Below are 25,024 nucleotides of genomic sequence, written 5' to 3' on the forward strand. Positions count from 1 at the left end.
GAGAGGCAACGATCATGCAATTAACTTTTTCGATTTATCGTTACAACCCAGAAGTAGATGCGAAGCCTCGCATGCAAGACTACACTCTAGAAGTAGAGGAAGGTCAGGACATGATGGTGCTAGACGCGCTACTTGCACTTAAAGAGCAAGATCCGACGCTTTCTTTCCGTCGATCTTGCCGTGAAGGTGTGTGTGGTTCTGATGGTGTGAACATGAACGGCAAAAATGGCCTAGCATGTATTACACCGCTTTCTGCACTGGGCAAAGGTAAAATAGTAGTTCGTCCACTTCCAGGTCTACCTGTTGTTCGTGACCTTGTTGTTGATATGACACAGTTCTACACGCAGTATGAAAAGATTAAGCCGTTCTTAATCAACGACAGTAAACAGCCGCCAGCGCGCGAGCACTTACAGTCACCAGAAGAGCGTGCGAAGCTAGACGGTCTTTACGAGTGTATTCTATGTGCATGTTGTTCAACATCATGCCCATCGTTCTGGTGGAACCCTGATAAGTTCATCGGTCCAGCTGGTTTGCTTCACGCTTATCGTTTCCTTATCGATAGCCGTGATACGGCAACTGAAGAGCGTCTTAACGACCTTGATGATGCGTTCAGCGTATTCCGCTGTCACGGTATCATGAACTGTGTGAGTGTATGCCCTAAGGGCTTAAACCCAACAAAAGCAATAGGCCAAATTAAGTCTATGCTTTTACAACGGGCTGTTTAGTACTATATTCTGATAACTTTTTTAGTTACAGATAGTGATGCTCTAAATAGCCATCCCAAAAGGATGGCTATTTTTTTATATATTCACTGTTATAACACTTGGTTATGCTGAGAATAACCTTATAATACATCTTGATTGTTAACTAGATTTTATAAAACGTAGCAAGGCAAATTAAATGCAAGAAAGCGTGATGAAAGCGTGGTGGGATTCCTCGCACATGGCAGGTGCCAACGCTGCCTATGTTGAAGAGTTGTATGAAGCCTATTTAGAAGACCCTCAGAGTGTCTCTGAAACTTGGCGGCAAATCTTCGATAACCTCCCCAAAGTCGATGGCGTAGAGTTAGAAACCAATCATACAGCAATTAAAAATCAGTTTAGGCAACTTGCTGCGTTAGGGCCAACGGCCCGTATGTCTAGTCCATCAGTGCCTTCAGCAAATGTTTCTGATGATAGGCAAGTTAAAGTTCTCCAGTTAATCAATGCTTTCCGCTTCCGCGGTCATCAAAATGCGAACTTAGATCCGCTAGGTCTATGGAAGCAAGAACGCGTTCGCGACATAGAACTTTCTCACCACAACCTTTCTGAACAAGATTTTGATTCAGTATTTAACGTTGGTTCTTATGCCATCGGTAAAGACGCTATGTCATTGGGTGAGTTGTTCAAGTCGCTTAACAGAACGTATTGCGGTTCAATCGGTGCTGAGTATATGCATATCACCGATACCGACCAAAAGCGTTGGTTACAGCAAAAAATTGAATCAGTACAGGCCAAACCTGAAATCTCACGTGATGAGAAGCTAAGTATCTTAAAAGGTTTAACCGCTGCTGATGGCATGGAAAAGTACTTGGGCTCTAAATTCCCAGGCGCGAAGCGTTTCTCGCTAGAAGGTGGCGATGCGCTAATTCCAATGCTTAAAGGTTTAATTACCAAAGCGGGCACTGCGGGTACCAAAGAAGTGGTTATCGGCATGGCTCACCGTGGTCGTCTGAATGTACTAGTTAACGTGTTGGGTAAAAACCCTTCTGTTCTATTCGATGAATTTTCAGGTAAGCACGACGACTCACTAGGTGCAGGTGACGTTAAATATCACGCAGGTTTCTCTTCAGATTTTGCAACGCCTGGTGGCAATGTTCACTTGGCACTAGCATTTAACCCGTCTCACCTTGAAATTGTTAATCCAGTAGTAATGGGTTCTGTACGTGCACGTCTTGCTCGCCGCAACAACGACACCAATACAGTACTGCCAATTACTATTCACGGTGACTCGGCAATAGCTGGTCAGGGTGTAGTTCAAGAAACCTTCAACATGTCGCAGACTCGTGGCTTCGCTGTGGGTGGTACAGTTCGAATCGTGGTAAACAACCAGGTTGGTTTCACGACGTCTAAAACTGAAGATACGCGTTCTACACAATACTGTACTGATATCGCTAAAATGGTACAGGCGCCAATTTTCCACGTGAACTCAGACGATCCAGAAGCGGTTGCCTTTGTTACACAGCTTGCGCTTGAATACCGTAATAAGTTTAAGAAAGACGTTGTAATTGATTTAGTTTGTTACCGTCGTCATGGTCACAACGAAGCAGATGAGCCAAATGCTACGCAGCCGTTGATGTACCAAAAAATTAAAAAGCATCCAGTTCCTCGCGTAATCTATGCTGATCAGTTAATTGCTGAAGGTGTGATAGAGCAACGTGATGCAGATCGTTATGTTGAAGAGTACCGTGAAGCACTCGACCATGGCGCGTGCGTTGTTGAAGAGTGGCGTCCAATGACAGAGCACAGCGTTGATTGGTCTCCATATCTTGGTCACGACTGGGATACGCCTTACGATGGTTCGCTTTCAGTTGAGAAGCTTAAAGAGCTAGGTGAGTCAATCACTACTATTCCTGAAGAGCACAAGCTTCAGTCTCGCGTAAACAAGCTTTACCAAGACCGTAAAGCAATGGTCGCAGGTGAAAAGTTACTTGATTGGGGTATGGCTGAAAACTTAGCGTATGCCACTATCGTAGATGCTGGTGAAGATATTCGTATTACAGGTCAAGATTCTGGCCGTGGTACTTTCTTCCACCGTCACGCGGTATTGCACAATCAAAAAGACGCATCGACGTATATGCCTCTACAACATATTCGCGAAGGTCAGGGTGAAATTGAAATTTACGACTCTGTGCTTTCGGAAGAAGCAGTGATGGCATTCGAGTATGGTTATGCAACAGCAGAGCCTACATGTCTGACTATTTGGGAAGCCCAGTTTGGTGACTTCGCTAATGGTGCGCAGGTTGTTTTTGACCAGTTCTTAAGCTCTGGTGAAGCGAAGTGGGGCCGTTTGTGTGGTCTAACCGTTTTACTTCCACATGGTTATGAAGGCCAAGGGCCAGAGCATAGTTCTGCACGCCTTGAACGTTTCCTTCAAATGTGTGCTGATCACAACTGGCAAGTGTGTGTGCCTTCTACACCTGCACAGGTTTACAACATGCTTCGTCGCCAGGTGGTGCGCCCTATGCGTAAGCCACTTATCGTAATGTCGCCTAAGTCATTATTACGTCATCCTCTTGCGGTATCTTCACTTGAAGAACTAGCAGAGGGTAAATTCCATAACGTAATCGGTGAAATTGACGATATCGATCCGAAAAACGTAAAGCGTGTTGTCATGTGTTCAGGCAAGGTTTACTACGATTTATTAGACCAACGCCGTAAAAATGAGCAGACAGACGTTGCAATTATCCGTTTAGAGCAACTTTATCCATTCCCACAAGAAGAATGCGCTAGAGTTGTGACACAATACAGCCACGTAAAAGATTGGGTTTGGTGTCAAGAAGAGCCTCAAAACCAAGGCGCTTGGTACTGTAGCCAACACCACTTCTGGCAAGCAATTCCAGATGGTGCAAAATTAACATATGCAGGCCGTGATGCATCCTCGTCACCTGCAGTAGGTTATGTATCCGTTCACAACCAGCAACAGAAAGCCCTGGTTGAAAACGCACTCACAATTAAATAAGGAACAGTAATGACAATTGAGATAAAAGTTCCGGTTCTTCCTGAGTCAGTTGCCGATGCCACCATTGCAACCTGGCACGTAAAGGCCGGTGACGCAGTTAAACGAGACCAGAACCTGGTTGATATTGAAACTGATAAAGTGGTTTTAGAAGTTGTGGCGCCAGCGGACGGTACAATTGGTGAGATTTTAAACGAAGAGGGTGCAACGGTTCTAGGCGAGCAAGTTATTGCTAAACTAGAAAAGGGCGGTGCTGCTGCACCAGCTGAAGCAAAATCAGAAAGCAAAGCAAAAGACGATGCTAAATCTGACGCTGCACCTGCGGCTTCTGGAAAAACATCTGATGTTAAAGTACCTGTGCTTCCTGAGTCAGTCGCTGACGCGACAATCGCAACGTGGCACGTAGCTGTAGGTGAAGCAGTTTCTCGAGACCAAAACTTGGTTGATATCGAAACTGATAAAGTTGTTCTTGAAGTGGTAGCGCCAGCAGATGGTTCTCTTGCAGAAATCATTGCAGAAGAAGGTGCAACAGTAACCGCTGAAGAAGTTATTGCTAAGTTTGTAGAAGGTGCAGCAAGCGGTGCTTCTGCTCCAGCAGCACCTAGCGAAAGCGATGACAGTGACGACAGCAGCGATGCGCTTAGTCCGTCTGTACGTCGTCTACTTGCTGAAAAAGGCGTAGACGCAGCTAAAGTGAAAGGTACTGGTAAAAATGGCCGTATCACTAAAGAAGACGTAGAAAAGTACCTTAAGGGCGGCGATAGCTCAGCGAAGGCTTCACCAGCAGCTGCTGAAGCACCAGTTGCAGACTTACCAACAGGTAACCGTACTGAGAAGCGTGTTCCTATGACACGTCTTCGTAAGACAATTGCTAATCGTCTTCTTGAAGCGAAGAACTCTACTGCAATGCTAACAACGTTTAACGAAGTTAACATGAAGCCAATCATGGATCTTCGTAAGCAGTATCAAGAGAGCTTCGAGAAGCGTCATGGTATCCGCCTTGGTTTCATGTCTTTCTATGTGAAAGCGGTAACTGAAGCACTTAAGCGCTTCCCTGAAGTTAACGCGTCTATTGACGGTGATGATATTGTTTATCACAACTACTTCGACGTATCGATTGCTGTTTCTACACCACGCGGCCTTGTAACGCCAGTACTTAAAGATACTGACACACTAGGCATGGCAGGTGTTGAAAAAGGAATTAAGGAACTAGCACTTAAAGGTCGTGACGGTAAGCTGTCATTGGCTGAACTACAAGGTGGTAATTTCACAATCACCAACGGTGGTGTGTTTGGTTCACTAATGTCTACACCAATCATTAACCCGCCACAAAGCGCTATCTTGGGTATGCATAAAATCCAAGACCGCCCAATGGCTGTTAATGGCAAAGTAGAAATTCTACCAATGATGTACCTAGCGCTTTCTTATGACCACCGTATTATCGATGGTAAAGAATCGGTAGGTTTCTTGGTAACCGTTAAAGAGATGCTAGAAGATCCAACACGTTTACTTCTAGACGTATAAGACTTTCGTCTCACGGAATTGTGGTTGGGCGCTGGGCTTGTGTAAGCTTGCTTGGCGTCTAACGCAACGCTGATATTTGCCCTATAATATCAGTCAAACTAATCAAGTCGCATTTGCGGCTTTTGTCTCATAAAAAAATCGGATAGAAACACCATGAATTTGCATGAATACCAAGGTAAGCAGCTATTCAAAGAATACGGTTTGCCTGTTTCTGAAGGATACGCAGCAGACACTGCTCAAGGTGCTGTAGAAGCCGCTGACCGAATTGGCGGAGAAGAGTGGGTAGTTAAGTGTCAGGTACACGCGGGCGGTCGCGGTAAAGCTGGCGGTGTAAAGCTAGTTAAAAACAAAGACGACATTCGCGCTTTCGCTGAAAACTGGCTAGGCAAAAATTTGGTGACTTTCCAGACTGACGAAAATGGTCAGCCTGTGAGCAAAATCCTAGTTGAATCTTGCACAGATATCGCTAACGAGCTTTACCTTGGTGCAGTAGTTGACCGTACAACCCGTCGCGTTGTATTCATGGCATCTACTGAAGGTGGCGTTGAGATTGAAACTGTTGCAGAAGAAACTCCAGAGAAAATCCTTAAAGCTGAAATCGACCCAATTGTAGGTCCTCAGCCTTATCAAGCGCGCGAAATGGCGTTTGCTCTAGGTCTTTCTGGCGTACAAATCAAGCAATTCACTCAAATCTTCCTTGGCTTAGCTAAGATGTTTGAAGAGCTTGACGTTGCGCTTATCGAAATCAACCCGCTAGTTATTAAAACTGACGGTAACCTACACTGCCTAGACGCGAAAGTAGGTATCGATGGTAACGCGCTATATCGTCAGCCTAAGCTGAAAGATATGCAAGATCCTTCACAAGAAGACGCGCGTGAAGCACACGCGGCTCAGTGGGAACTTAACTACGTTGCTCTAGACGGTAACGTAGGTTGTATGGTTAACGGTGCAGGCCTTGCAATGGGTACTATGGACATCGTAAACCTACACGGCGGTAAGCCAGCTAACTTCCTTGACGTTGGTGGCGGCGCAACTAAAGAGCGTGTAGCTGAAGCATTCAAAATCATTCTTTCTGATGACAATGTTAAAGCGGTATTGGTTAACATCTTCGGTGGTATCGTTCGCTGTGACATGATTGCAGAAGGTATCATTGGTGCGGTTAAAGAAGTTGGCGTAGAAGTACCTGTAGTTGTACGTCTTGAAGGTACCAATGCAGAGCTTGGCCGTGAAGTTCTAGCGAACTCAGGTCTTGATATCATCGCTGCTGAATCGCTAACTGATGCAGCACAGAAAGTTGTTGCTGCAGCGGAGGGCAAATAATGTCTGTATTAATTAACAAAGATACTAAAGTAATTTGTCAGGGTTTCACTGGCGGTCAGGGTACTTTCCACTCTGAGCAAGCAATTGCTTACGGTACGCAAATGGTTGGTGGCGTAACACCAGGTAAAGGCGGTACTGAGCACCTAGGTCTTCCAGTGTTCAACACTGTACGTGAAGCGGTAGAAGCAACTGGCGCAACTGCAACAGTTATCTACGTACCAGCACCTTTCTGTAAAGATTCAATTGTTGAAGCTGCAGATGCGGGTATCGAGCTAATCGTATGTATCACTGAAGGTATTCCAACGCTAGACATGCTTTACGTTAAAGAATACGTTGAAGCGAAAGGCGTTCGCATGATTGGTCCAAACTGCCCAGGTGTTATCACTCCTGGAGAGTGTAAAATTGGTATCATGCCTGGTCACATCCACAAGCCTGGTAAAGTAGGTATTGTTTCTCGCTCTGGTACACTTACGTACGAAGCAGTTAAACAAACTACTGACGAAGGTTTTGGCCAGTCTACTTGTGTTGGTATCGGTGGAGACCCAATTCCTGGTTCTAACTTCATCGACATCCTTCAGATGTTCCAAGACGATCCGCAAACTGAAGCTATCGTAATGATCGGTGAGATCGGCGGTACTGCAGAAGAAGAAGCAGCTGCGTTCATCAAAGCGAACGTAACTAAGCCTGTTGTTTCTTACATTGCAGGTGTTACTGCTCCTCCAGGTAAGCGTATGGGTCACGCTGGTGCAATCATCGCAGGCGGTAAAGGTACTGCTGATGAAAAATTCAAAGCACTAGAAGACGCAGGCGTTAAAACTGTTCGTTCACTTGCCGATATCGGTAAGGCGCTTCGCGAGACTACAGGTTGGTAAGCTAACGCTTAACAATGTTGTGATAAAAGCCCGCATTAAGCGGGCTTTTTTGTGCAGCCTTATTAACAATTGTTTTTGACCGAGTGTAACAAAATAACAACTAATCACGCTAAGCACCCGATTATTCGCGCATTTTGTTGTTAAATTACGTAATGGTTTGCGCAGCCTTTGTTAATGGTGTGTTGCATAAATTTTATTGAATACGTATGCAGGCAATTGTGCAAACCTTGGGTCCTCTATAGCATTGTCCCCGTGAGATGTATTGTCATTTATTTGTCATAAGAACAACAAAAAGACAACAACTATAACTGTATGGGACACCCGTTTTATGAAACAATTTAAACCCAACCTAATAAAAGCTGCGCTTATCTCTGGCGGAATGGCGTTTGGTTGTGCACCTGCACTTGCTCAAGATGCAAACGCTGATGCTGTTGATGAAGATAACCTTGAAGTTATTCAGGTAAGCGGTATTCGCGGCAGCCTACAACGTGCACAAGCTATCAAAATGGATAACACGTCAATTGTTGAAGCCTTGTCTGCTGAAGATATTGGTAAGCTTCCAGACACCAGTATTGCAGAATCAATTGCACGTCTTCCAGGTCTTGCCGGTGAACGACGCAATGGCCGTACAAGCGGTATCTCTGTTCGTGGTTTCAACGAGAACTATGTAGGTACTACGCTAAACGGTCGAGAACTATTAGGTATGGGTGATAACCGTGGTGTTGAGTTTGACCTTTACCCTACAGAAATTGTTTCTAATATCTTAGTCTATAAAACACCAGAAGCGGGCTTAATGACACAGGGGATTGGTGGTACTGTTGATATTCAAACCGTCAGCCCGCTGAACGCGCAAAAAACAGTTGCAATAAACGGCACATATGAAGCTAACCAAGAAGATGCCGGTAACCCTGACTTTGATAATAAGGGACATCGCTTGTCCTTTAACTACGTAGACCAATTCGCAGACGATAAACTTGGTGTTGCTTTAGCGATAGCTGATATGGAATCGCCACGTCAAGAGCAGTACTTCCGTGGATGGGGATATGCAACGGCTAACCCTGATAATGCTGCTGAGGGCGTAGAAGTTCCAGAAGGTACAGTAATTCTTGGTGGTCACGATTCATATACACGTTCTGCAATGCTTGAGCGTACTTCTATTGCGGGTGTAATTGAATATGCCCCGTCAGATAATCTTACTATTCAGTTCGACGCGCTTTACATCGATTTTGAAGAAAACGATGCACGTCGTGGTGTTGAAGAAGGCGGAGCTGAGTGGGGAACAGGCGCTTATACCATCACTGGTGTTGAAGACGGTCTTGTAACTTCTGGTTATTATGACGGTTTCCTATCTGTCATTCGCAACGATTCAAGACAGCAGAAAGCTGAGCTTACTACGTTCGGTTTGAACGTAGAATATGTAATCAACGACAATTGGACAGCCACATTAGACGTATCGTCGGGCGAGGTGGATAAACGAATTACCGATGTAGAAAGTTATTCAGGTGTTGGGCGTGCAGGCATTGACGGCCGACCTTTAACACCGCGTTCGTGGACGATGACATCTTCGGGTGCTGTTTACAGCGACCACCCAACGCTGGACAGTGTAGACCTTGCTGATCCTTCCTCTATTTACCTGGCAGGTCCGCAGGCTTGGGGTGGTTCACTAGCGCCAGTTGAAGCCTTTCAAGGTGTTGAAGGATTCGGTCCAGATACCGCACAAGATGGCTTTGTTAACGAGCCAGTATTTAATGAAACACTCGATGCGGTTCGTTTAGATCTACAAGGCTTCGTTGAGTGGGGAATTTTCTCGAAGTTAACTGCTGGTGTTAACTATCAAACGCGCGAAAAGTCAAAAGACAATAATGGTTTCTTCTTAACCGCACCTTCATGGCCAAACCAAGAGTTAGTACCTAATCCAATTGGCACCGCGGACTTAAGCCATATTGGCATTGAAGGCGTAATTGCGTACGACGGACTAGGTCTATATCGAAGTGGCTATTATACGCTGACAGATGCTGAGCTTTTTGAAAATGGCCGTCGCGGTGATACCTATACTATCGAAGAAGATATTCTTACCGCCTATGCGAAACTTGATATTGAAACTGAGATAGGTGATGTATTAGTTTTCGGTAATTTAGGGTTGCAGGTCGTGAACGTTGACCAAACTGGCACGGGTTTCAACACAACAACAGGTCCTACGGGCTTTACATCAGCGGTGGCTGTGTCTGATGGCGACTTTTACACCGATGTACTTCCAACGCTAAACTTGAGTTTTGAAATAGCTGAAAACCAATTCATTCGTACAGCATTAGGTAAGGTTATTAGCCGTCCGCGTATGGACGATATGCGCCCGAACAACACGGTAAGCTTTACGTTTAACGATCAGCAGATAATTTCCAGCAATGTCGCTAATGGACCATGGTCTGCAAGTTCAGGTAATGCGCGCTTAAAGCCGCTGGAAGCAAATCAGTTTGACATTGCCTATGAGAATTACTTCGCAGATTCAGGATATTTCGCCCTTAGTTTCTTCTATAAAGATTTGACTAACTGGCACGTAGCTGGTCAAACGGTTGGAGACTTCAGCGAGTCATACATCGAAGGTTTTCACCAAACTTCAGGTCAAACAGATATCAATGGCGATGATGTGCTAGATGAGAACGATATCGTTCCACCAGCAACATTTAACGGTATTGTTAGCTTCCGTGAAGATGGTCTTGAAGGTTTTGTTCGGGGCTGGGAACTGCAAGGTAGTATCCCGTTTGATATTGTTCATGAATCATTAGAGGGCTTCGGTGTTTTTGCAAGTGCGACCTTCTTAGATGGTGAGTTAGACAACGGTGATTCAGTGCCAGGACTGTCGGAAGAGACTTATTCACTGACGGCGTTTTATGAAAGTAATGGATTTGAAGTACGTGTGTCTGCGACTAAGCGCGATGCATTCGCTACTGAAACACGTGCAACTAGCCTTGCATTGGCACAAATCGAAGACAACGGTGTTAAGCAGATTGATGCGCAAATCGGTTACGACTTCAGTGGGTCTGGCATTGAGTACCTTGAGGGACTTCGCGTTACGCTTCAAGGCCAGAACTTAACTGACGAGCCAACCGTTCGTGTTAATCCGGGCGACAGTCGCCAAATTACTGAGTACCAAAGTTACGGTCGTAACTTCTTACTTGGCTTTAACTACACATTCTAAGCGTACGTTAAAGCAGCGCTTGCAAAGTGCAGGCGTGTAAACAGGTGATATTAAAAAAGCCCCAATTAACGCAGGTGTTGGGGCTTTTTGTTGTATACCAGCACATGCCATGTTAAGAAGTGGTGTTAGTGAACTGCTGAAAAATAAGTGGTGACAGCAAATTTATGATGAATCAAACAGTAAAGAATGTAGTTATTGTTGGCGGTGGCACTGCTGGTTGGATATCAGCTGCGGTCATTAAGCGTCTTATCGGAGCGGGTGTAGACGTAACCTTAGTCGAGTCTGAAGAGATTGGCACCGTTGGCGTTGGAGAAGCCACTATTCCTCCAATCATCACCCTAAACAACGTTTTGGGTATAGATGAAAAAGAATTTCTGCGCGAAACAAACGCGACTATGAAGCTGGCGATTAAATTTGAAAACTGGCGGGTGCAGGGTGAAAGTTATTTTCATACCTTTGGCGCTCCAGGAAAGAGTTACGCTTTCTGTCATTTTCACCACTACTTCAAGCGAGCCCAAACGCTTGGCCTTACCGATTCTATTTGGGAATACGACTTAAACTATCTGGCGTGTAAAAACGGGAAGTTTGCACACATCAAGTCACCTGATCCAATTATTGAAATGCCCTATGCGTACCATTTCGACGCTTCCCTCTATGCACGCTTCCTTCGCAAAAAATGTGAAGCAATGGGGGTTACCCGTAAAGAAGGTATTATTAGTGATGTCACGCAGGATGCCGACAATGGTTTTGTGACTGGGGTTACATTGAAAAGCGGTGAACATGTCGAAGGAGATTTGTTTATTGACTGTTCCGGTTTTAAGGGGCTTCTTACTCAGCAGACGTTAAACACCGGATATGAAGACTGGTCGCACTGGTTACCGTGTGATCGCGCTGTTGCTATGCCGAGTGAACGATTAGAAAAAACGTTGCCTTACACCCGTTCAATTGCTCATTCTGCGGGGTGGCAGTGGAGAATTCCGCTTCAACACCGCAACGGAAATGGTCTTGTGTATAGCAGTAACTATTACTCTGATGACCAAGCGCTGGATATCTTGTCGTCTAACCTTGATACCAAACCGTTGGCAGACCCTAATTTCATTCGTTTTAGAACAGGGCGAAGACGTAAGCAGTGGAATAAAAATGTAGTGGCAGTTGGTTTGTCTAGCGGCTTTTTAGAGCCTCTAGAGTCAACCAGCATACACCTAATTCAGTCAGCGGTGGTTAGGCTTATTCACCTGTTTCCACACGACGGTTTTAAGCAACGTCAAATTGATGAATATAACAAACAATCGCAGTTGGAGTTTGAACAAATTCGCGATTTTATTATTTTGCATTATCACGTAAATGAAAGAAAGGATTCACATTTCTGGAAGGATTTACGAGAAATGGATGTTCCAGACAGCTTAACGCATAAAATCGAGTTATTTAGAGCGTCTGGTAACTTGTTTAGGGAACAAAATGACTTGTTCCTTGAGAGTTCTTGGCTACAGGTACTAATGGGACAGGGGGTAGTACAGAAAGACTACCACCCTTTAGCGAATGCATTGTCTGAACAAAAGCTGCAAGAACTCATGCAAAATATTAAGCGAATTAAAAATGAACCCATTGGTAAAATTGCGACGCATGATGACTTTTTGAAACAGTTTTGTGGTTAGTTACATACTATGAATAGCCCAATCCATATTGTTATAGCCGGGGGAGGTACTGCCGGTTGGATGGCTGCAAATTATTTTGCGCACAAATGGCCATCAGGCAAGGTCAATATTACACTTGTTGAGTCTTCCGATATTGGCATTATAGGTGTGGGCGAGGGTTCTACACCTACACTGAAACGCTTCTTTGACGAATTGAATATTCAAGAAAATGATTGGATGCCTAAGTGCAATGCAACGTACAAAGTTAGCATTCAGTTTAAAGACTGGAGCCCTGGATCTGGTATTAACCAGTATCGACATCCATTCATCTCTCAAACTGATACTTTTACCCAGCGTGCTTTCGAGGTTAACTGCCGTACCCGACGGCTTGGACTTGATACGCACGTTACGCCGGAAGACTTTTTGATCAATGGCGTGTTGGCTCAGCAAAACAAAGCGCCACTTACGCCTGATAATTTTCCTTTTAGAATGGAATACGGTTACCACTTTGATAGTGCATTGCTAGGAAACTACTTACGTGAAGTGGCCGTTGGAAAAGGAGTCACTCATATAAATGCCATCATTAGCAACGTAGCACTTTACCCTCGTGGAGACATAAGTCATCTTGTGACAGACAAAGGCATTATTAAGGGAGATTTTTTCGTTGATTGCACAGGTTTTTCCTCAACTTTGTTGCAGCAGTCCTTAGGCGTTAAGTTCAACTCTTATTCTGAAAACTTGTTCAACGATTCTGCGGTGGTACTGCCTACACGAGTACAAGAAAATATCAAAGTAGAGACCCAGTCGACAGCGCTTTCGAACGGGTGGTGCTGGACGATACCATTACAAAATCGCACCGGCAACGGTTACGTCTACAGTGCTGCACATTTATCCAAGGACCAGGCCGAAGAAGAGTTACGTCGACACCTTGGTCTTGAAAGTACCGATGTAGAAGCGCGACATCTTAAAATGAAAGTGGGGCAAGTTGGACAGCACTGGCACAAAAACTGTTTGGCATTAGGCCTATCTCAAGGGTTTATAGAACCCCTTGAAGCCACGGCGCTACACCTGGTTCAGATTTGTATCGAGTATTTCTCGGACATGTTTGAAAAGAGCGGTTTTTCAACGAAAGAAAGCAGTAATTATAATTCTTTTGCTAAAGAACGTTTTGATCGTGTTCGTGACTATATAGTGGCGCACTATAAGCTAAATACAAGAGACGATAGTGATTACTGGCGTGACAATAGAAACAACATGGTGATGTCTGACTCCTTAAAATCAATCATAAGTACTTGGTTTAGTCGCGAAGATCTGGCAACGGAAATCAAACGCCAAAATATAGGGATGCACTGGGATTCTGTATCATGGCACTGCCTGTTTGCCGGCTATGGCGCATTTCCGCCTTTAGAGAAAAACCAGCCCGGTAGAGGCGATTTGTATAAAGAACAGAACATTGAGCGTTTTATTCAGGGCTGCGCGTTAAATTTCAAGCACAACAATAGCGTACTTGAAGAACTCATGCGTTAATACTTTAGCTAGCTAACGCTATGGATGGCACGCTAACAAATACCACTTTAATTAGCAGGTAGTAGCTGTCTTTTTATTGATTCTCTTCAAAACGTATTACCCAATTCCTCCCTATCGCTGTTAACGCTATGTATATAAAATGTAAATGAATACGTATGCATAGCATTGCTCCCTTTTTATACAAAACAGTAGTATTTGGTGTTGAAGCATAATACCAGTCCGCATAGATAATTACCCACTCAGCGAGAGTTAAAATGTTCGTAATCGCGGCGTGTTACCGCAGGTATAGTTGTTCTACATCAAGGTGACACAACAAAGAGTACGGACATTTTAAACTCGCCCTTCGGGAAGGTCTGGCAAGCTTCCTAGCTTCATTCTGGGAATTTGAAAGGGAACAGCCATTCCTACATTCCCACGCTTCGCTAGGAAACTTGCCAGCGCCTTCTGAGTGGGCACTTATCTATGCGGATTGGTATAAGAGACATTTTTAGGTGTGGTAGTCCTGAAAGTGTCGATAATAAACAAGGATGGGACACCAATGAAAACATTCAAACCCAGTACCATTATGGCGGCCTTGATAAGTAGTGGGGTTGCCTTTAGTGCAGTTCCACTCTATGCCCAAGAGTCTCCAGACACTTCAGTAGACGAAGTTGAACGGCCACAGGAAGATACCCTGGAACGTATTGAAGTACGTGGTTTCAGTACCAGCTTAATCCAATCATTAAACCAGAAGCGTTTCTCTGATACGGTTTCTGAACAAATATCCGCAGATGATCTAGGTGGGCTTCCAGATGTATCGATGGCAGATGCACTGACACGCTTACCGGGTATTTCCGCTGTGCGTACCGGAGGGCAAGCAGCACAAATTAACATCCGTGGTTTGTCAGGCGACTTTGTATTTTCTACGTTAAACGGTAGAGAGCAGGTATCCACCAGCGGAAGCCGCGCTATTGAGTTCGATCAATACCCGTCTGAACTAATAAGCGAAGCGGCGGTTTATAAATCACCCAAGGCATCGCTAATTGAAGGCGGTATCGCTGGTACGGTAGAGCTAAAAACGGCATCGCCTCTCGCCATTGAAGAGCAACACAAGTTCAGCGCGAACATGCGCGGAATGTACAATGACCGAGCGTCAGAGATAAGTGACGCGACAGAATACGGCCACAGATTAAGTTTTTCTTATCAAGGAAAATTCCTTGACGATACGCTTGGTGTATCACTAGGTTACGCTCGTCTATTTCAGCCAAGTGTTTCTACTCAATTCATTGGTTTAGCTTATAACGGTCAGGTAGATGTTGATGGGCTAGAAGGTGATACTGACGGCCCTTCAGAATGTCCCAATTGTGAACTCATTTCAGAAGGTTTTGAAATGCAGCACAAGGGCGGGGAAGAGACCCGCGATGGATACGTCGCGGCATTTGAATGGGCGCCTATCGATACGTTCACATTAAAAGCCGATGCATTTGTCTCAAAATTTGATTCAGAAGCCTTTGCTCGTGGTTTTCGAGTTAAGTTAGGCGGCATTAATGCTGGGATCACAAATCCAGTAGTGGTTAACAACAGCGTTATTGGGGGGACGTTCTCTAGAACCGATAGCAGCTTTACCCGTGTTGAATTGGTAAACGACGATAACCAAGACTTTGATAGCGTTACCAACTTAGGTGTTAATGCAAGCTGGGAGATTTCATCCGACTTCGCGGTACAGTTTGACGTATCACGTTCAAGTGCTGAAAGTGACTTCAGGAACGGCTTATTGTGGTCGCTTGTTGGCGAAGACGCGACAGCGGCAAATCCCGTGTTCGACGAAAACGTCCAAATATCTTATTTGCTTAATGGCCTAAACCTGCCCGATATCGGTTTTAACCAAACTGATGCATTTACCGATTTAGACCGTGTGATGGTAAGTAAATACGGTATCTATCCTTTTGAAAACACGGATGAACTAGATGCCTATCGTGTAGACTTCCAATATTATGTCGATACACCCATTATTTCAGGGTTTGAGTTTGGTTATCGTTACTCTGACCGAGAGTACAATAATGATCGCTCTGTATTTGAGTACGGAAATGACAGTGCATTTTCGGTAAGCGAGCCACCGCTGCGCTTAACTTCAGACATGGTTGAGCAGGTTAATTGGAGCGGTGATTTTGATTACTTCCCAAGTTATCTATCTGTTGATCTGGACAGTGCACTAAATGCATGGTTCCCGGGTGGCAGACCACAGCCAGTTCAGACTTGGGGACCAGGCGCCGCAGGTGTAATTAATGGCCCTGGTACAGGACCTGCTACAGCGTGGACGTTGCAAGAAAGCGGCGATGTTTTCGAAACCGTAAACTCGGCTTACTTAATGGCTACCATCAATACGGAAATAGGTAGTATTCCGATAACAGGTAATATCGGTGTACGTTACGTTAAAAGTAAGCAAAGCTCGACTACGCTACAGCGCGCAACACAATTAATTGAAGACTTGGAAACCGGAACATCGGTTGAAGTTAGTGACCCAACTGCAGGCGCACAAAATATCACTGACGACGTTGGTTTAATCAACAACTTCTATCGCCCAGCCTTAATAAGTCACGAATATTCTGACGTTTTGCCTTCAATAAACCTCAATTTTAAGCTTACGGATGACACACAACTTCGTGTAGCGGCTGCAAAGGTCATGGGTAGAGCGCCCATCAATCGCTTTGCCGCAAATGCATCTACGACGATTGAAACAGTTACCGCCTTCCAAGACAGAGATTCTGGGCAAATTACCCTTTCTAATCCGACAGCAAGAGTTAGCGGTAATGCGCGTAACAGCCCTTACTTAGAGCCTTTCTACGCAACGCAATATGATGTTTCATGGGAATATTATTTCTCAGATACGGAAGGGGCACTTGTCGTTGCAGGTTTTTACAAGGACATTGAGTCATTCGTAGAAGACATCGAAATAGAGCCTTACGATTTTGAAGCTAATGGCATTGTAATTCCTGACAATGTAAGCGTGCCGGTTTACTTAACGCCAGAGTTTACGGGGCAAGAAGCCGAACTAGCTCGGGATGAAAATGGCGATCCTATCTTTATTACTGTGCCTACCGAAAATGGTAGCTACAGCACTGCGGTAAATAACGCTGAAGGTGGCTACATTCGAGGTTTAGAAGTCGCTTACACGCAAATTTATAGCATGCTGCCTGGCATGTGGTCGGGATTAGGCGTAAGCGCAAGTTACTCTTACACCGAAAGTGAAATTCAGCGCACACTGGGCGACGGTGTTTATGCTGCTAATTTACCAGGGCTTTCCGAGAATGTGGCAACGCTAACGGTTTTCTGGGAATACGAAGGCTTCGAAACCCGATTGTCTAGCCGTTACCGCGACGCGTTTGTATCGCAACAGGTAGCAGTAAACGACCAAGTAGTTAACTTTGACGAAGAATTGGTAATAGATTACCAAGCGTCTTATGAAATTAACGACAATTGGAGTGTACTGTTCCAAGTTAACAACTTAACTGACGAGCCTACAAAGAGCTATTTCGCATCAGAAGAACAAACCGGCACCATTCAATACTTCGGCACGCAATATTACCTAGGGATGACCTACCAACTATGAAAACTAACATTTTAGGTAATTTATTTAGCGACGCACAAAAATGTTCGGCTGCCAAAAATAGCGAAAATATTCAGGAGAATTCTATGTTTACTAAAAAAAGGGTAGTGCGGGCCGCGTTACTTTTAGTAGGCGCTTATACACTTGCTGGTTGTGGAGGCTCGGGCGTTGAATCGGGCACAAATGACCTGTTGACTTGTGAGGTGCCTAACGTACCTAACGCAGCAGGAACAGCTTGTGAGCCACCACCACCTATTCAATGCGATGCGCCGTTAGTGCCTAATGAAGCAAATGACGCATGTGAGGCTGGTGCAGATCCTAGCTTACCTGCACCAGTATTCACCCCTTCAGCTAATCAAGCCGTGTTGTACTATAACCGCGCTGCTATTGATGCGGATAATTCTAGCAACGATGCGGCTTACGAGGGCTGGAGGTTGCACACTTGGAATAATGACACGTGTGATGCTTATGCCGATGCAGACACTGATTGGGCAAACGGACGTATTCACAGTGGCATCGATCCAAACTACGGAGCATATTGGATTTTAGAGCTTAAAGAGGGGTATGGAAGCTGCCACAATTTCATCATCCACAAAGGTACCGATGACGCCGGTAAAGAAATGGGGGGAGGTGATTTCCAAGGCTCACTTGTTCAAGACGACGAAACCTTTGTACGCATGAATTTTACCCTTTCTGGTGAGCCAACCATATTTGAGTTCCCCATAATGTCGCTTGGTCCTCAGCCTGTTGATATAGAAGGCTTTGGTGCCCATTGGCTAGATGCAAACACCATTTTATGGGATGTTCCCGAAACGGTTTCAGAGGTAAAGCTTCACTATTCAGCTCAGGCTGATTTAGAGAGTACGCTGGAAGAGGGTATCAACGGTACTCAAGTAACCCTAATGGGTACAACGCTTACCGAGGAGCAATCTACCCGCGCGCCGAATTTATCTTCTATGCAAGCATGGGAAGGTGACTGGTTGGTAGAAGATGCCAAAACGGTATTGACGACACAAGCGGTTGTTGGCGGATATGATGCTGACGGGACGCTAGTAGCTGCAACAGGTATCCAATTAGCTAATGCTATTGATGCCCTGTACACCTTAGGGGAAGACGATGCTGACGAAGCTCAACTTGGCGGAATCTACACTGACGCAGTTATAACTGCTGCACTGTGGGCACCTACTGCTTCAAATGTTGACCTTTTACTTTATAACGACAACAAGACATTAAACCAACGTATTGAAATGGTTCGTGACGATACCTCAGGTGTTTGGCGCCATGAAGGTGATATGTCGCTTGACCGTCAGCTTTACCGTTATGAAGTTACTGTTTATCACCCGATAACGGGCAAAGTAGAGACACTGCTTGTAACAGACCCATATTCTGTATCACTAAGCACAAACGGCCGTTTCTCGCAGTTTGTAAATCTAGCGGATGATGATTTAAAACCTGAAGGGTGGGATTCTCACACCATCCCTACGGTTGAAAATTACGAAGACGCAGTTATTTACGAAGGTCACATTCGTGATTTCAGTGTGCGTGATATGTCTACTTCTGAAGAAAATCGAGGTAAATACCTTGCCTTCACGGAAGAAGGTACAGCGCCGGTCGAACACCTTAAAAAGCTAGTTGAGGCAGGGCTTACCTACTTCCATATCCTTCCAGCGAATGACATCGCAACCATTGACGAAGACCCTACTAAGACCGTTGATTTATACGATACGGTAGGCAAATTGTGTCGCTTAAACAGCGGTGCGGCAGTGTGTGAAGAAGAAAGCGCAAACGCACTGCTAATCGATGTTTACAATTCTTATGATCCACTATCTGAAGCGGGCAAGGCACAACAGCTTACTAATGATTTGCGGAATCTAGATACGTTCAACTGGGGCTATGACCCTCATCACTTTAACGCGCCGGAAGGAAGTTATGCGTCGAGTGCAGAGGGTGTAGAACGCATTGTAGAAATGCGCGCCATGATCCAAGCACTTCACGAGATGGGACTTCGTGTTGCATTAGACGTTGTTTACAACCATACCAATGCATCGGGTGTTTTCAGCAAGTCAGTTTTAGACAAAGCGGTACCGGGCTACTATCACCGTTACGAAGTGGATACTGGTGCGATTGTTCGTGAAACATGCTGTGATGACACCGAACCTCGTAATGTCATGATGGAAAAATTCATGAAAGACTCACTGCTTATGTGGACTGAACACTATAAGTATGACTCTTTCCGTTTCGATATTATGAGCCAAGCCACTAAAGACACCATGGTGCGCTTGCGTGATGCGGTTCATTCTATTGACGAAGACAATTACTTTTATGGGGAAGGTTGGACCAAAATAGACCGTGGTTACGAGCAGGCAAGTCAGCTGAATATGGCCGGTACTGAGATTGGTACCTATAACGACCGTATTCGTGAGGCTATTCGTCAGGGCGCTATTTTCAGAGCAGAAGATGAAGGGTTATTAAGTGCTCAAGACCGTGTGAAAATGGGCATGATAGGCACGTTGAAAGACTATGTATTAGAAACGTCTTCAGGCAGTGCTGGTGCGACAAGTAACTTGGGTGGCTATGCTGAAGACCCTGCAGATATCATTAACTACGTGTCAAAGCATGATAATGAAACACTATGGGATCAATTAAACTATACGCTTCCGCAAGATATCACCCTAGAGCAGCGAGTTCGTGCACAAAACGTAGCTATGGGTATCAACCTTGTATCTCAAGGCATTCCATTCCTGCAAATGGGCGGCGACATGCTCCGCTCCAAATCAATGGATAGAAACACTTATGATGCAGGAGATTGGTTTAACTATGTGGATTTCACTTACGAGACCAATAACTGGAATGTAGGCTTACCGCTAGCACAGGACAATGAAGCCCGTTGGGAAGAAATGGGTGAGTTTATTTATAGTCCGAACCGCGCTGCGTCGATGGCAGATATCATGTTCGCCTCAGACGTGTTTGCAGAGTTGCTAAACATTCGTATGACGAGCCCATTGTTTAGATTGACCACCGCTGAAGACATTATCGATCGTATTGGTTTCCACAATATCGGTGAGCGCCAGCAGCGAGGCCTCATTGCGATGAGCATTGATGACGGCGTATCGGAAAACAGCGATGAGTCTCGTCTAGACCTAGACATGATGAATGATGCGATTATGGTGCTAGTGAATACGGGATATGAAGAGAAGTCTATCACCGTCAACACTGCAACGGGCTTTTCGCTCCATGCCACACAAATGAATTCAGTTGATGCCACGGTACGCGGCGCTACCTTTGTTGAGGGCGAAGACGGTAACGGTACCTTCACCGTTCCTGCGCTTACCATTGCCGTGTTTGTTAAACCACAATCTGGCGCCCAAGGTTATGGTCTTTCAGCGTTTGCTACGTCTGGTGCGCCAGATGTTGTTCCTTACGGCGACATCATCGCTTACCTTCGTGGAGACATGAATGGATGGTCAACGGATGATGCATTCATCTATCAGGGTGACGGTAAGTACACCGTAATAGCTACACTTGAAGGTGGCGTTACATATGGATTCAAATTCGCATCTGAAGATTGGAGTACAGTGAACTTTGGCGCAGCGGATGGTGAAGAAGGTACAGTAGTAGCGGGTGAAGAAAAGGTTCTTGCACGTACTAATACCAACCTTTCATTTACACCAGCGACGAGCGCGGCCTACCTGTTTACTATTGATGCGACTGATAGCGAAGCACCAATCCTAATGGTTGAAAACGAAGAGCCCTATATTGGCACACCAGTGTATCTTCGTGGTGCAATGAACGACTGGGGTACGGCTGAGGAGTTTGCTTACCAAGGCGGACGTATTTACACTTTCTCTCGTGATGTTGAGCTAGGGACTTACGAGTTTAAAGTGGCTTCTGAAGACTGGAGTACCGTGAACTTTGGTGCATTCTCAGCAGATGACGCGGATCGAAATCTGGCTCCGGGTCAAACTCTAAGTCTTGCTGCAACTAACGATAACCTTATCTTGAACATTGAAACTGCAGACCGCTATGTGTTTGTTTTCAACGTGACTGACTTAGGTGCGCCTACTATTGGTGTATTTAAAGAAGCGTTTTGGGGGGACACTCAAGTCTATATCCGTGGCGGTATGAATGGATGGGGTGCGGTAGATATGTTTGAATATCAAGGGGAAGGCGTTTACACCGCTGACATCGAGTTGAGTGCAGGTAGCATTGAATTTAAGGTCGCCTCTGAAGACTGGTCGACGGTAAACCTGGGTAATCCTAATGATGCAGCAAGTAATGTTGTTATTCCAGGTGAGCCTAAAATATTAGGTGTGAGTAACAACAACCTTATGATTGAAGTTTCTGAGTCAGGACTTTATGAGTTTATGGTGTCTGGACCTGATGGTATTGCGCCTACTTTAACGGTCACGAAAAAGTAAGTTCGACAGGCCTTTAATAGGTCGGTTTATAAAAGCCGATAATTTTAAAACCGCGTCTTAGTACGCGGTTTTTTGTATTTGGCATATCTCTTGATTCTTTAGTAGTATGAAGATGTAGAAAGTGGTCATACCAGATTGACTGGGTCAATTCAAAAGGAGATGAAAATGAAAAGTGCCCTTGTTGTTGAAGGTGGTGCAATGCGCGGAGTTTTTGCAGCAGGCGTGCTAGATAAGTTTATGGAGCATGGTTACTATTCGTTTGACTTCGCGATAGGAGTTTCAGCTGGAGCCACTAATCTCTCAACCTACGTGTCGAAAATGCAGGGTTTGAGTAAGACAATCATTACACAATACGCTACGAAGAGAGAATTTTTTAGTCCACTACGCTTTATTAAAGGTGGACACATGACGGATGTCCATTGGCTATGGCATCATTCAAAACAATCTATGAACATTCCAGCCCCAGGTGAAAAAAGCAGTATGCCGCTTTATGTAGGTATTACTAATGCTGAGTCAGGAGAGTGTGAATATATACAGGCCACCAAAGATAATGTTGATGATTTAATGGTCGCTTCCTGTGCACTACCAACGGCTTATCGTGACGAGATTTCAATTAACGGCACCCGATATTTGGATGGGGGTGTGGCTGATGCGATACCTGCTATTCAAGCGTACAAAATGGGGGCGAGGGATATTACGGTCATTCTCTCTCAACCACTTGGCTTTACAAAGCCAGAGGTTAAGTCTGCATGGTTAATGCAAAAAATGTATGGCAACCAACCTGCCATCTTAGAGAAGATGCTGCAACGGGCAACCATTTATAATAAAACGCTTAGTTTTTTAAGCGAACCACCGAAAGACTGCACCATTCGAGTTATAGCGCCAGATGAAGCTTTTTGCGTAAAACGGCTTACAATGGACAAGAAAAAGTTATTGAGGGGATACGGGCAGGGGCGACGTATGGCTAGACGCTATATTAAAGAGCTTGATTGGGTGACAAACCAAAAGTCCGCGTGAACTCAACTGATAATCTGTTTCCTAACCTGTAGTAATTAGGCAACACTAACACTTCATTGCTTGGATTTATCCAAGCTTTTTTTTTGATGGATTTAAAATCATTAAATCTCAGTAGCTTATAATGTACCAAATTGGCTACACCCCTTTTGCCGCGTTATTTATTTTCCCTTTTCTCAATCCTTCTCAGGCTTTAATTTAGATAGTCCTTTTCGACAATAACGGGTTTTATCACGCCAGTGCCAAGAAATAGCATTGAATAACGCATCTGCATAACTATCTGAAAACCAGTAAATTTGTACGAAGACTAAAGACAAATATGTAAACTTTGCACTTAATTTGCAAAAAATTCATGGAATTGGTCTGTATTTTGCTGAACTAAATCGGGTAAAGTTATGAACTTTCATACAGAAGAACAATACGTCCAAGATAGCATTTACTCGATTTCCTTAAGCGTTAGCAGACGACCAAGATTTAGTTAAAACGTCATAAAAACTGAGTATTTTACTCAATAGTATAGTGGTGAATACGACTTCTACGGTGGTCGCTTTGCGGAGTATTCATAAAAGGCGTTACGGTATTTATGTATGTGAATTAATACTTATGGCTACATTTTCTGGTTACGCATAGAAGCGTGTCCAAAGACGTGGCAGTATCGAAAAATAAATAGAAAAAGCCTAATAAATCGTGCAAATAGCAAGTCAGAAAATCTCAATTGGGTTGGTAAACCCGAAAAATCCTGTAAACGTTGCTTCTATTTTGAGAGCAGCGGGCTGTTACGGTGTTGCAAGTGTATTTTACACCGGCCAGCGCTATCGATTCGCCAAGGACTTTAACGCGGATACTAAAGCGTTCCATAAAGTCATTCCAACCATTGGCGTTGACAGTTTGCGGGAAGTGGTGCCTGAAGGTGCGTCCGTTGTTGCAGTAGAACTTGTCGAAGGAGCCGCGCCTTTGCCTAGATTCGAACACCCGGAAAATGCGTTCTATATCTTGGGACCTGAAGATGGAAGCGTAGGTGCGGATATACTGTCATGGTGCGACCACGTGGTTTATATACCCACATATTCGTGCATGAACTTAGCGGCAACAGCCAATGTTTTACTTTATGACCGCCTTTCAAAGTCTGATTACGTAAGTGGGGATGCACTTATCAGACAAAGTCGTGATACCAATAACAAAGCAAAAATTTAATAGCAATTCAATTATTAACTTTAACAAAATACCTAAGGCTGCTGCTGCGAACAGGAAGTTACCCACAAGCCTAACAATAAATTAAAATCAGGGGAGCTTTGCGTTGAAAACTCATACGATAAGCGCAGTTCGTGCGCTGAACTGCGCCGTGTCCAATAAACTATCTAAATTACCACGGCAATGGCTAAACGTCTTTCCACGCCGATTGTCACTTGAAGAAAGTATTTCTAATTTCTTCTTTAGTCGTTACGAACTGGTGATCGCTAACGAAGAAAATGAAAAGCAGGTAAGCTATAAAACTCGCCACAAAGTGTATTGTGAAGAGATGAAATTCGAGCAAAAAAATGCGGCTTCGATTGAAAAGGATAAGTACGATGATCGCGCAATCAACTGTTATATCAAACACCGCCCTACAGGTGAATGCGCAGGTACAATTCGGTTGGTATTGCCAACTGAAGCTGGGTTATCGCTACCTTTAGAGGAAAAGTGTGCTGAAGCGTTTGAAGATGGGGCACTGCTTCCCTCTAGTTGCGACCCAACGAGCGTATGTGAAATATCAAGGTTGGCCATTCCAAGAGAGTTCAGAGTTCGCCAAATGCGTTCCAAAATTTTACCCACTGAAAAACTTGAAAAAATAAAACAAAGGAAAAGCACGCCATTTAACGTTGAGCACTTTCCTTATCTTTCTATTGCGCTGTATTTAATGGCAACCAGCATATGCCAACATTTAAATGTGCAACATGCATACGTGTTAATGGAGCCTAAGTTGGCAAGAAGAATGAAAGCGTTTGGTATTAACTTCAACTCAGTCGGTGACGCGATAGAATTTAACGGTAAGCGTGTGCCTTATAGAGTTTCTCCAAATGTTTTGGCTACGGAATTAGCTAAGCCACTCCAAGGTTTCCATAAAAAAATACATAATAAACTTTATAGTGCATTACAATTTATCGAAAATAAACCAACTCATACCACTCGTTCTATGCAGAAACCATTGCGCGTAGCACAAGCAGCGTAAGATTATC

At 44.5% G+C, this 25,024-nt stretch carries 13 protein-coding genes; all 13 read left to right on the forward strand.

Annotated elements, in window-relative coordinates:
* The first annotated feature begins 14 nt into the window (after positions 1–14).
* Positions 15–725, forward strand: coding sequence for a succinate dehydrogenase iron-sulfur subunit (locus E5672_RS06635; RefSeq protein WP_012518362.1), 711 nt, complete (start codon positions 15–17; stop codon positions 723–725).
* A gap of 175 nt (positions 726–900) precedes the next feature.
* Complete coding sequence (gene sucA / locus E5672_RS06640) at positions 901–3,720, forward strand: 2-oxoglutarate dehydrogenase E1 component (protein WP_136781481.1); 2,820 nt, start codon at positions 901–903, stop codon at positions 3,718–3,720.
* Positions 3,721–3,729: 9 nt separating this feature from the next.
* Positions 3,730–5,241, forward strand: coding sequence for a 2-oxoglutarate dehydrogenase complex dihydrolipoyllysine-residue succinyltransferase (gene odhB / locus E5672_RS06645; RefSeq protein ID WP_136781482.1), 1,512 nt, complete (start codon positions 3,730–3,732; stop codon positions 5,239–5,241).
* A gap of 153 nt (positions 5,242–5,394) precedes the next feature.
* The gene (sucC, locus tag E5672_RS06650) at positions 5,395–6,561 is read left to right on the forward strand and encodes an ADP-forming succinate--CoA ligase subunit beta (RefSeq protein WP_012518365.1); all 1,167 of its coding nucleotides are present in this window, start codon (positions 5,395–5,397) and stop codon (positions 6,559–6,561) included.
* Positions 6,561–7,433, forward strand: a complete 873-nt coding sequence (gene sucD / locus E5672_RS06655; protein ID WP_014998326.1) for a succinate--CoA ligase subunit alpha — start codon at positions 6,561–6,563, stop codon at positions 7,431–7,433. Before sucC ends, sucD begins: the two co-directional genes overlap by 1 nt.
* A 328-nt stretch (positions 7,434–7,761) precedes the next feature.
* Positions 7,762–10,629, forward strand: a complete 2,868-nt coding sequence (locus E5672_RS06660) for a TonB-dependent receptor (protein ID WP_136781483.1) — start codon at positions 7,762–7,764, stop codon at positions 10,627–10,629.
* Positions 10,630–10,796: 167 nt separating this feature from the next.
* Positions 10,797–12,284: a tryptophan halogenase family protein gene (locus E5672_RS06665; protein WP_136781652.1), complete on the forward strand. Its 1,488-nt coding sequence runs from the start codon at positions 10,797–10,799 to the stop codon at positions 12,282–12,284.
* A gap of 9 nt (positions 12,285–12,293) precedes the next feature.
* Positions 12,294–13,790: a tryptophan halogenase family protein gene (locus E5672_RS06670; RefSeq protein WP_136781484.1), complete on the forward strand. Its 1,497-nt coding sequence runs from the start codon at positions 12,294–12,296 to the stop codon at positions 13,788–13,790.
* A 538-nt stretch (positions 13,791–14,328) separates the two neighbouring features.
* Positions 14,329–17,379: a TonB-dependent receptor gene (locus tag E5672_RS06675; protein WP_136781485.1), complete on the forward strand. Its 3,051-nt coding sequence runs from the start codon at positions 14,329–14,331 to the stop codon at positions 17,377–17,379.
* 83 nt (positions 17,380–17,462) lie between these two features.
* Positions 17,463–21,794, forward strand: coding sequence for an alpha-1,6-glucosidase domain-containing protein (locus tag E5672_RS06680; RefSeq protein WP_161569377.1), 4,332 nt, complete (start codon positions 17,463–17,465; stop codon positions 21,792–21,794).
* Positions 21,795–21,959: 165 nt separating this feature from the next.
* Positions 21,960–22,811 carry a patatin-like phospholipase family protein gene (locus E5672_RS06685; protein WP_136781487.1) on the forward strand — a complete coding sequence of 284 codons (852 nt, stop codon included), beginning with the start codon at positions 21,960–21,962 and terminating at the stop codon, positions 22,809–22,811.
* A 684-nt stretch (positions 22,812–23,495) separates the two neighbouring features.
* The gene (locus E5672_RS06690) at positions 23,496–24,002 is read left to right on the forward strand and encodes an RNA methyltransferase (RefSeq protein ID WP_136781488.1); all 507 of its coding nucleotides are present in this window, start codon (positions 23,496–23,498) and stop codon (positions 24,000–24,002) included.
* Between the two features lie 103 nt (positions 24,003–24,105).
* Positions 24,106–25,017, forward strand: a complete 912-nt coding sequence (locus tag E5672_RS06695; protein ID WP_240692175.1) for a PEP-CTERM/exosortase system-associated acyltransferase — start codon at positions 24,106–24,108, stop codon at positions 25,015–25,017.
* The last annotated feature ends 7 nt before the right edge of the window (positions 25,018–25,024 follow it).

Source organism: Alteromonas portus (assembly GCF_005117025.1).
GTDB lineage: Bacteria > Pseudomonadota > Gammaproteobacteria > Enterobacterales > Alteromonadaceae > Alteromonas > Alteromonas portus.

Excerpts from the sequence above, each read along its gene's own strand:
- E5672_RS06635 (WP_012518362.1), top strand. The coding sequence starts at position 15 with ATGCAATTAACTTTTTCGATTTATCGTTACAACCCAGAAGTAGATGCG.
- sucA (WP_136781481.1), top strand. The coding sequence starts at position 901 with ATGCAAGAAAGCGTGATGAAAGCGTGGTGGGATTCCTCGCACATGGCA.
- odhB (WP_136781482.1), top strand. The coding sequence starts at position 3,730 with ATGACAATTGAGATAAAAGTTCCGGTTCTTCCTGAGTCAGTTGCCGAT.
- sucC (WP_012518365.1), top strand. The coding sequence starts at position 5,395 with ATGAATTTGCATGAATACCAAGGTAAGCAGCTATTCAAAGAATACGGT.
- sucD (WP_014998326.1), top strand. The coding sequence starts at position 6,561 with ATGTCTGTATTAATTAACAAAGATACTAAAGTAATTTGTCAGGGTTTC.
- E5672_RS06660 (WP_136781483.1), top strand. The coding sequence starts at position 7,762 with ATGAAACAATTTAAACCCAACCTAATAAAAGCTGCGCTTATCTCTGGC.
- E5672_RS06665 (WP_136781652.1), top strand. The coding sequence starts at position 10,797 with ATGAATCAAACAGTAAAGAATGTAGTTATTGTTGGCGGTGGCACTGCT.
- E5672_RS06670 (WP_136781484.1), top strand. The coding sequence starts at position 12,294 with ATGAATAGCCCAATCCATATTGTTATAGCCGGGGGAGGTACTGCCGGT.
- E5672_RS06675 (WP_136781485.1), top strand. The coding sequence starts at position 14,329 with ATGAAAACATTCAAACCCAGTACCATTATGGCGGCCTTGATAAGTAGT.
- E5672_RS06680 (WP_161569377.1), top strand. The coding sequence starts at position 17,463 with ATGTTTACTAAAAAAAGGGTAGTGCGGGCCGCGTTACTTTTAGTAGGC.
- E5672_RS06685 (WP_136781487.1), top strand. The coding sequence starts at position 21,960 with ATGAAAAGTGCCCTTGTTGTTGAAGGTGGTGCAATGCGCGGAGTTTTT.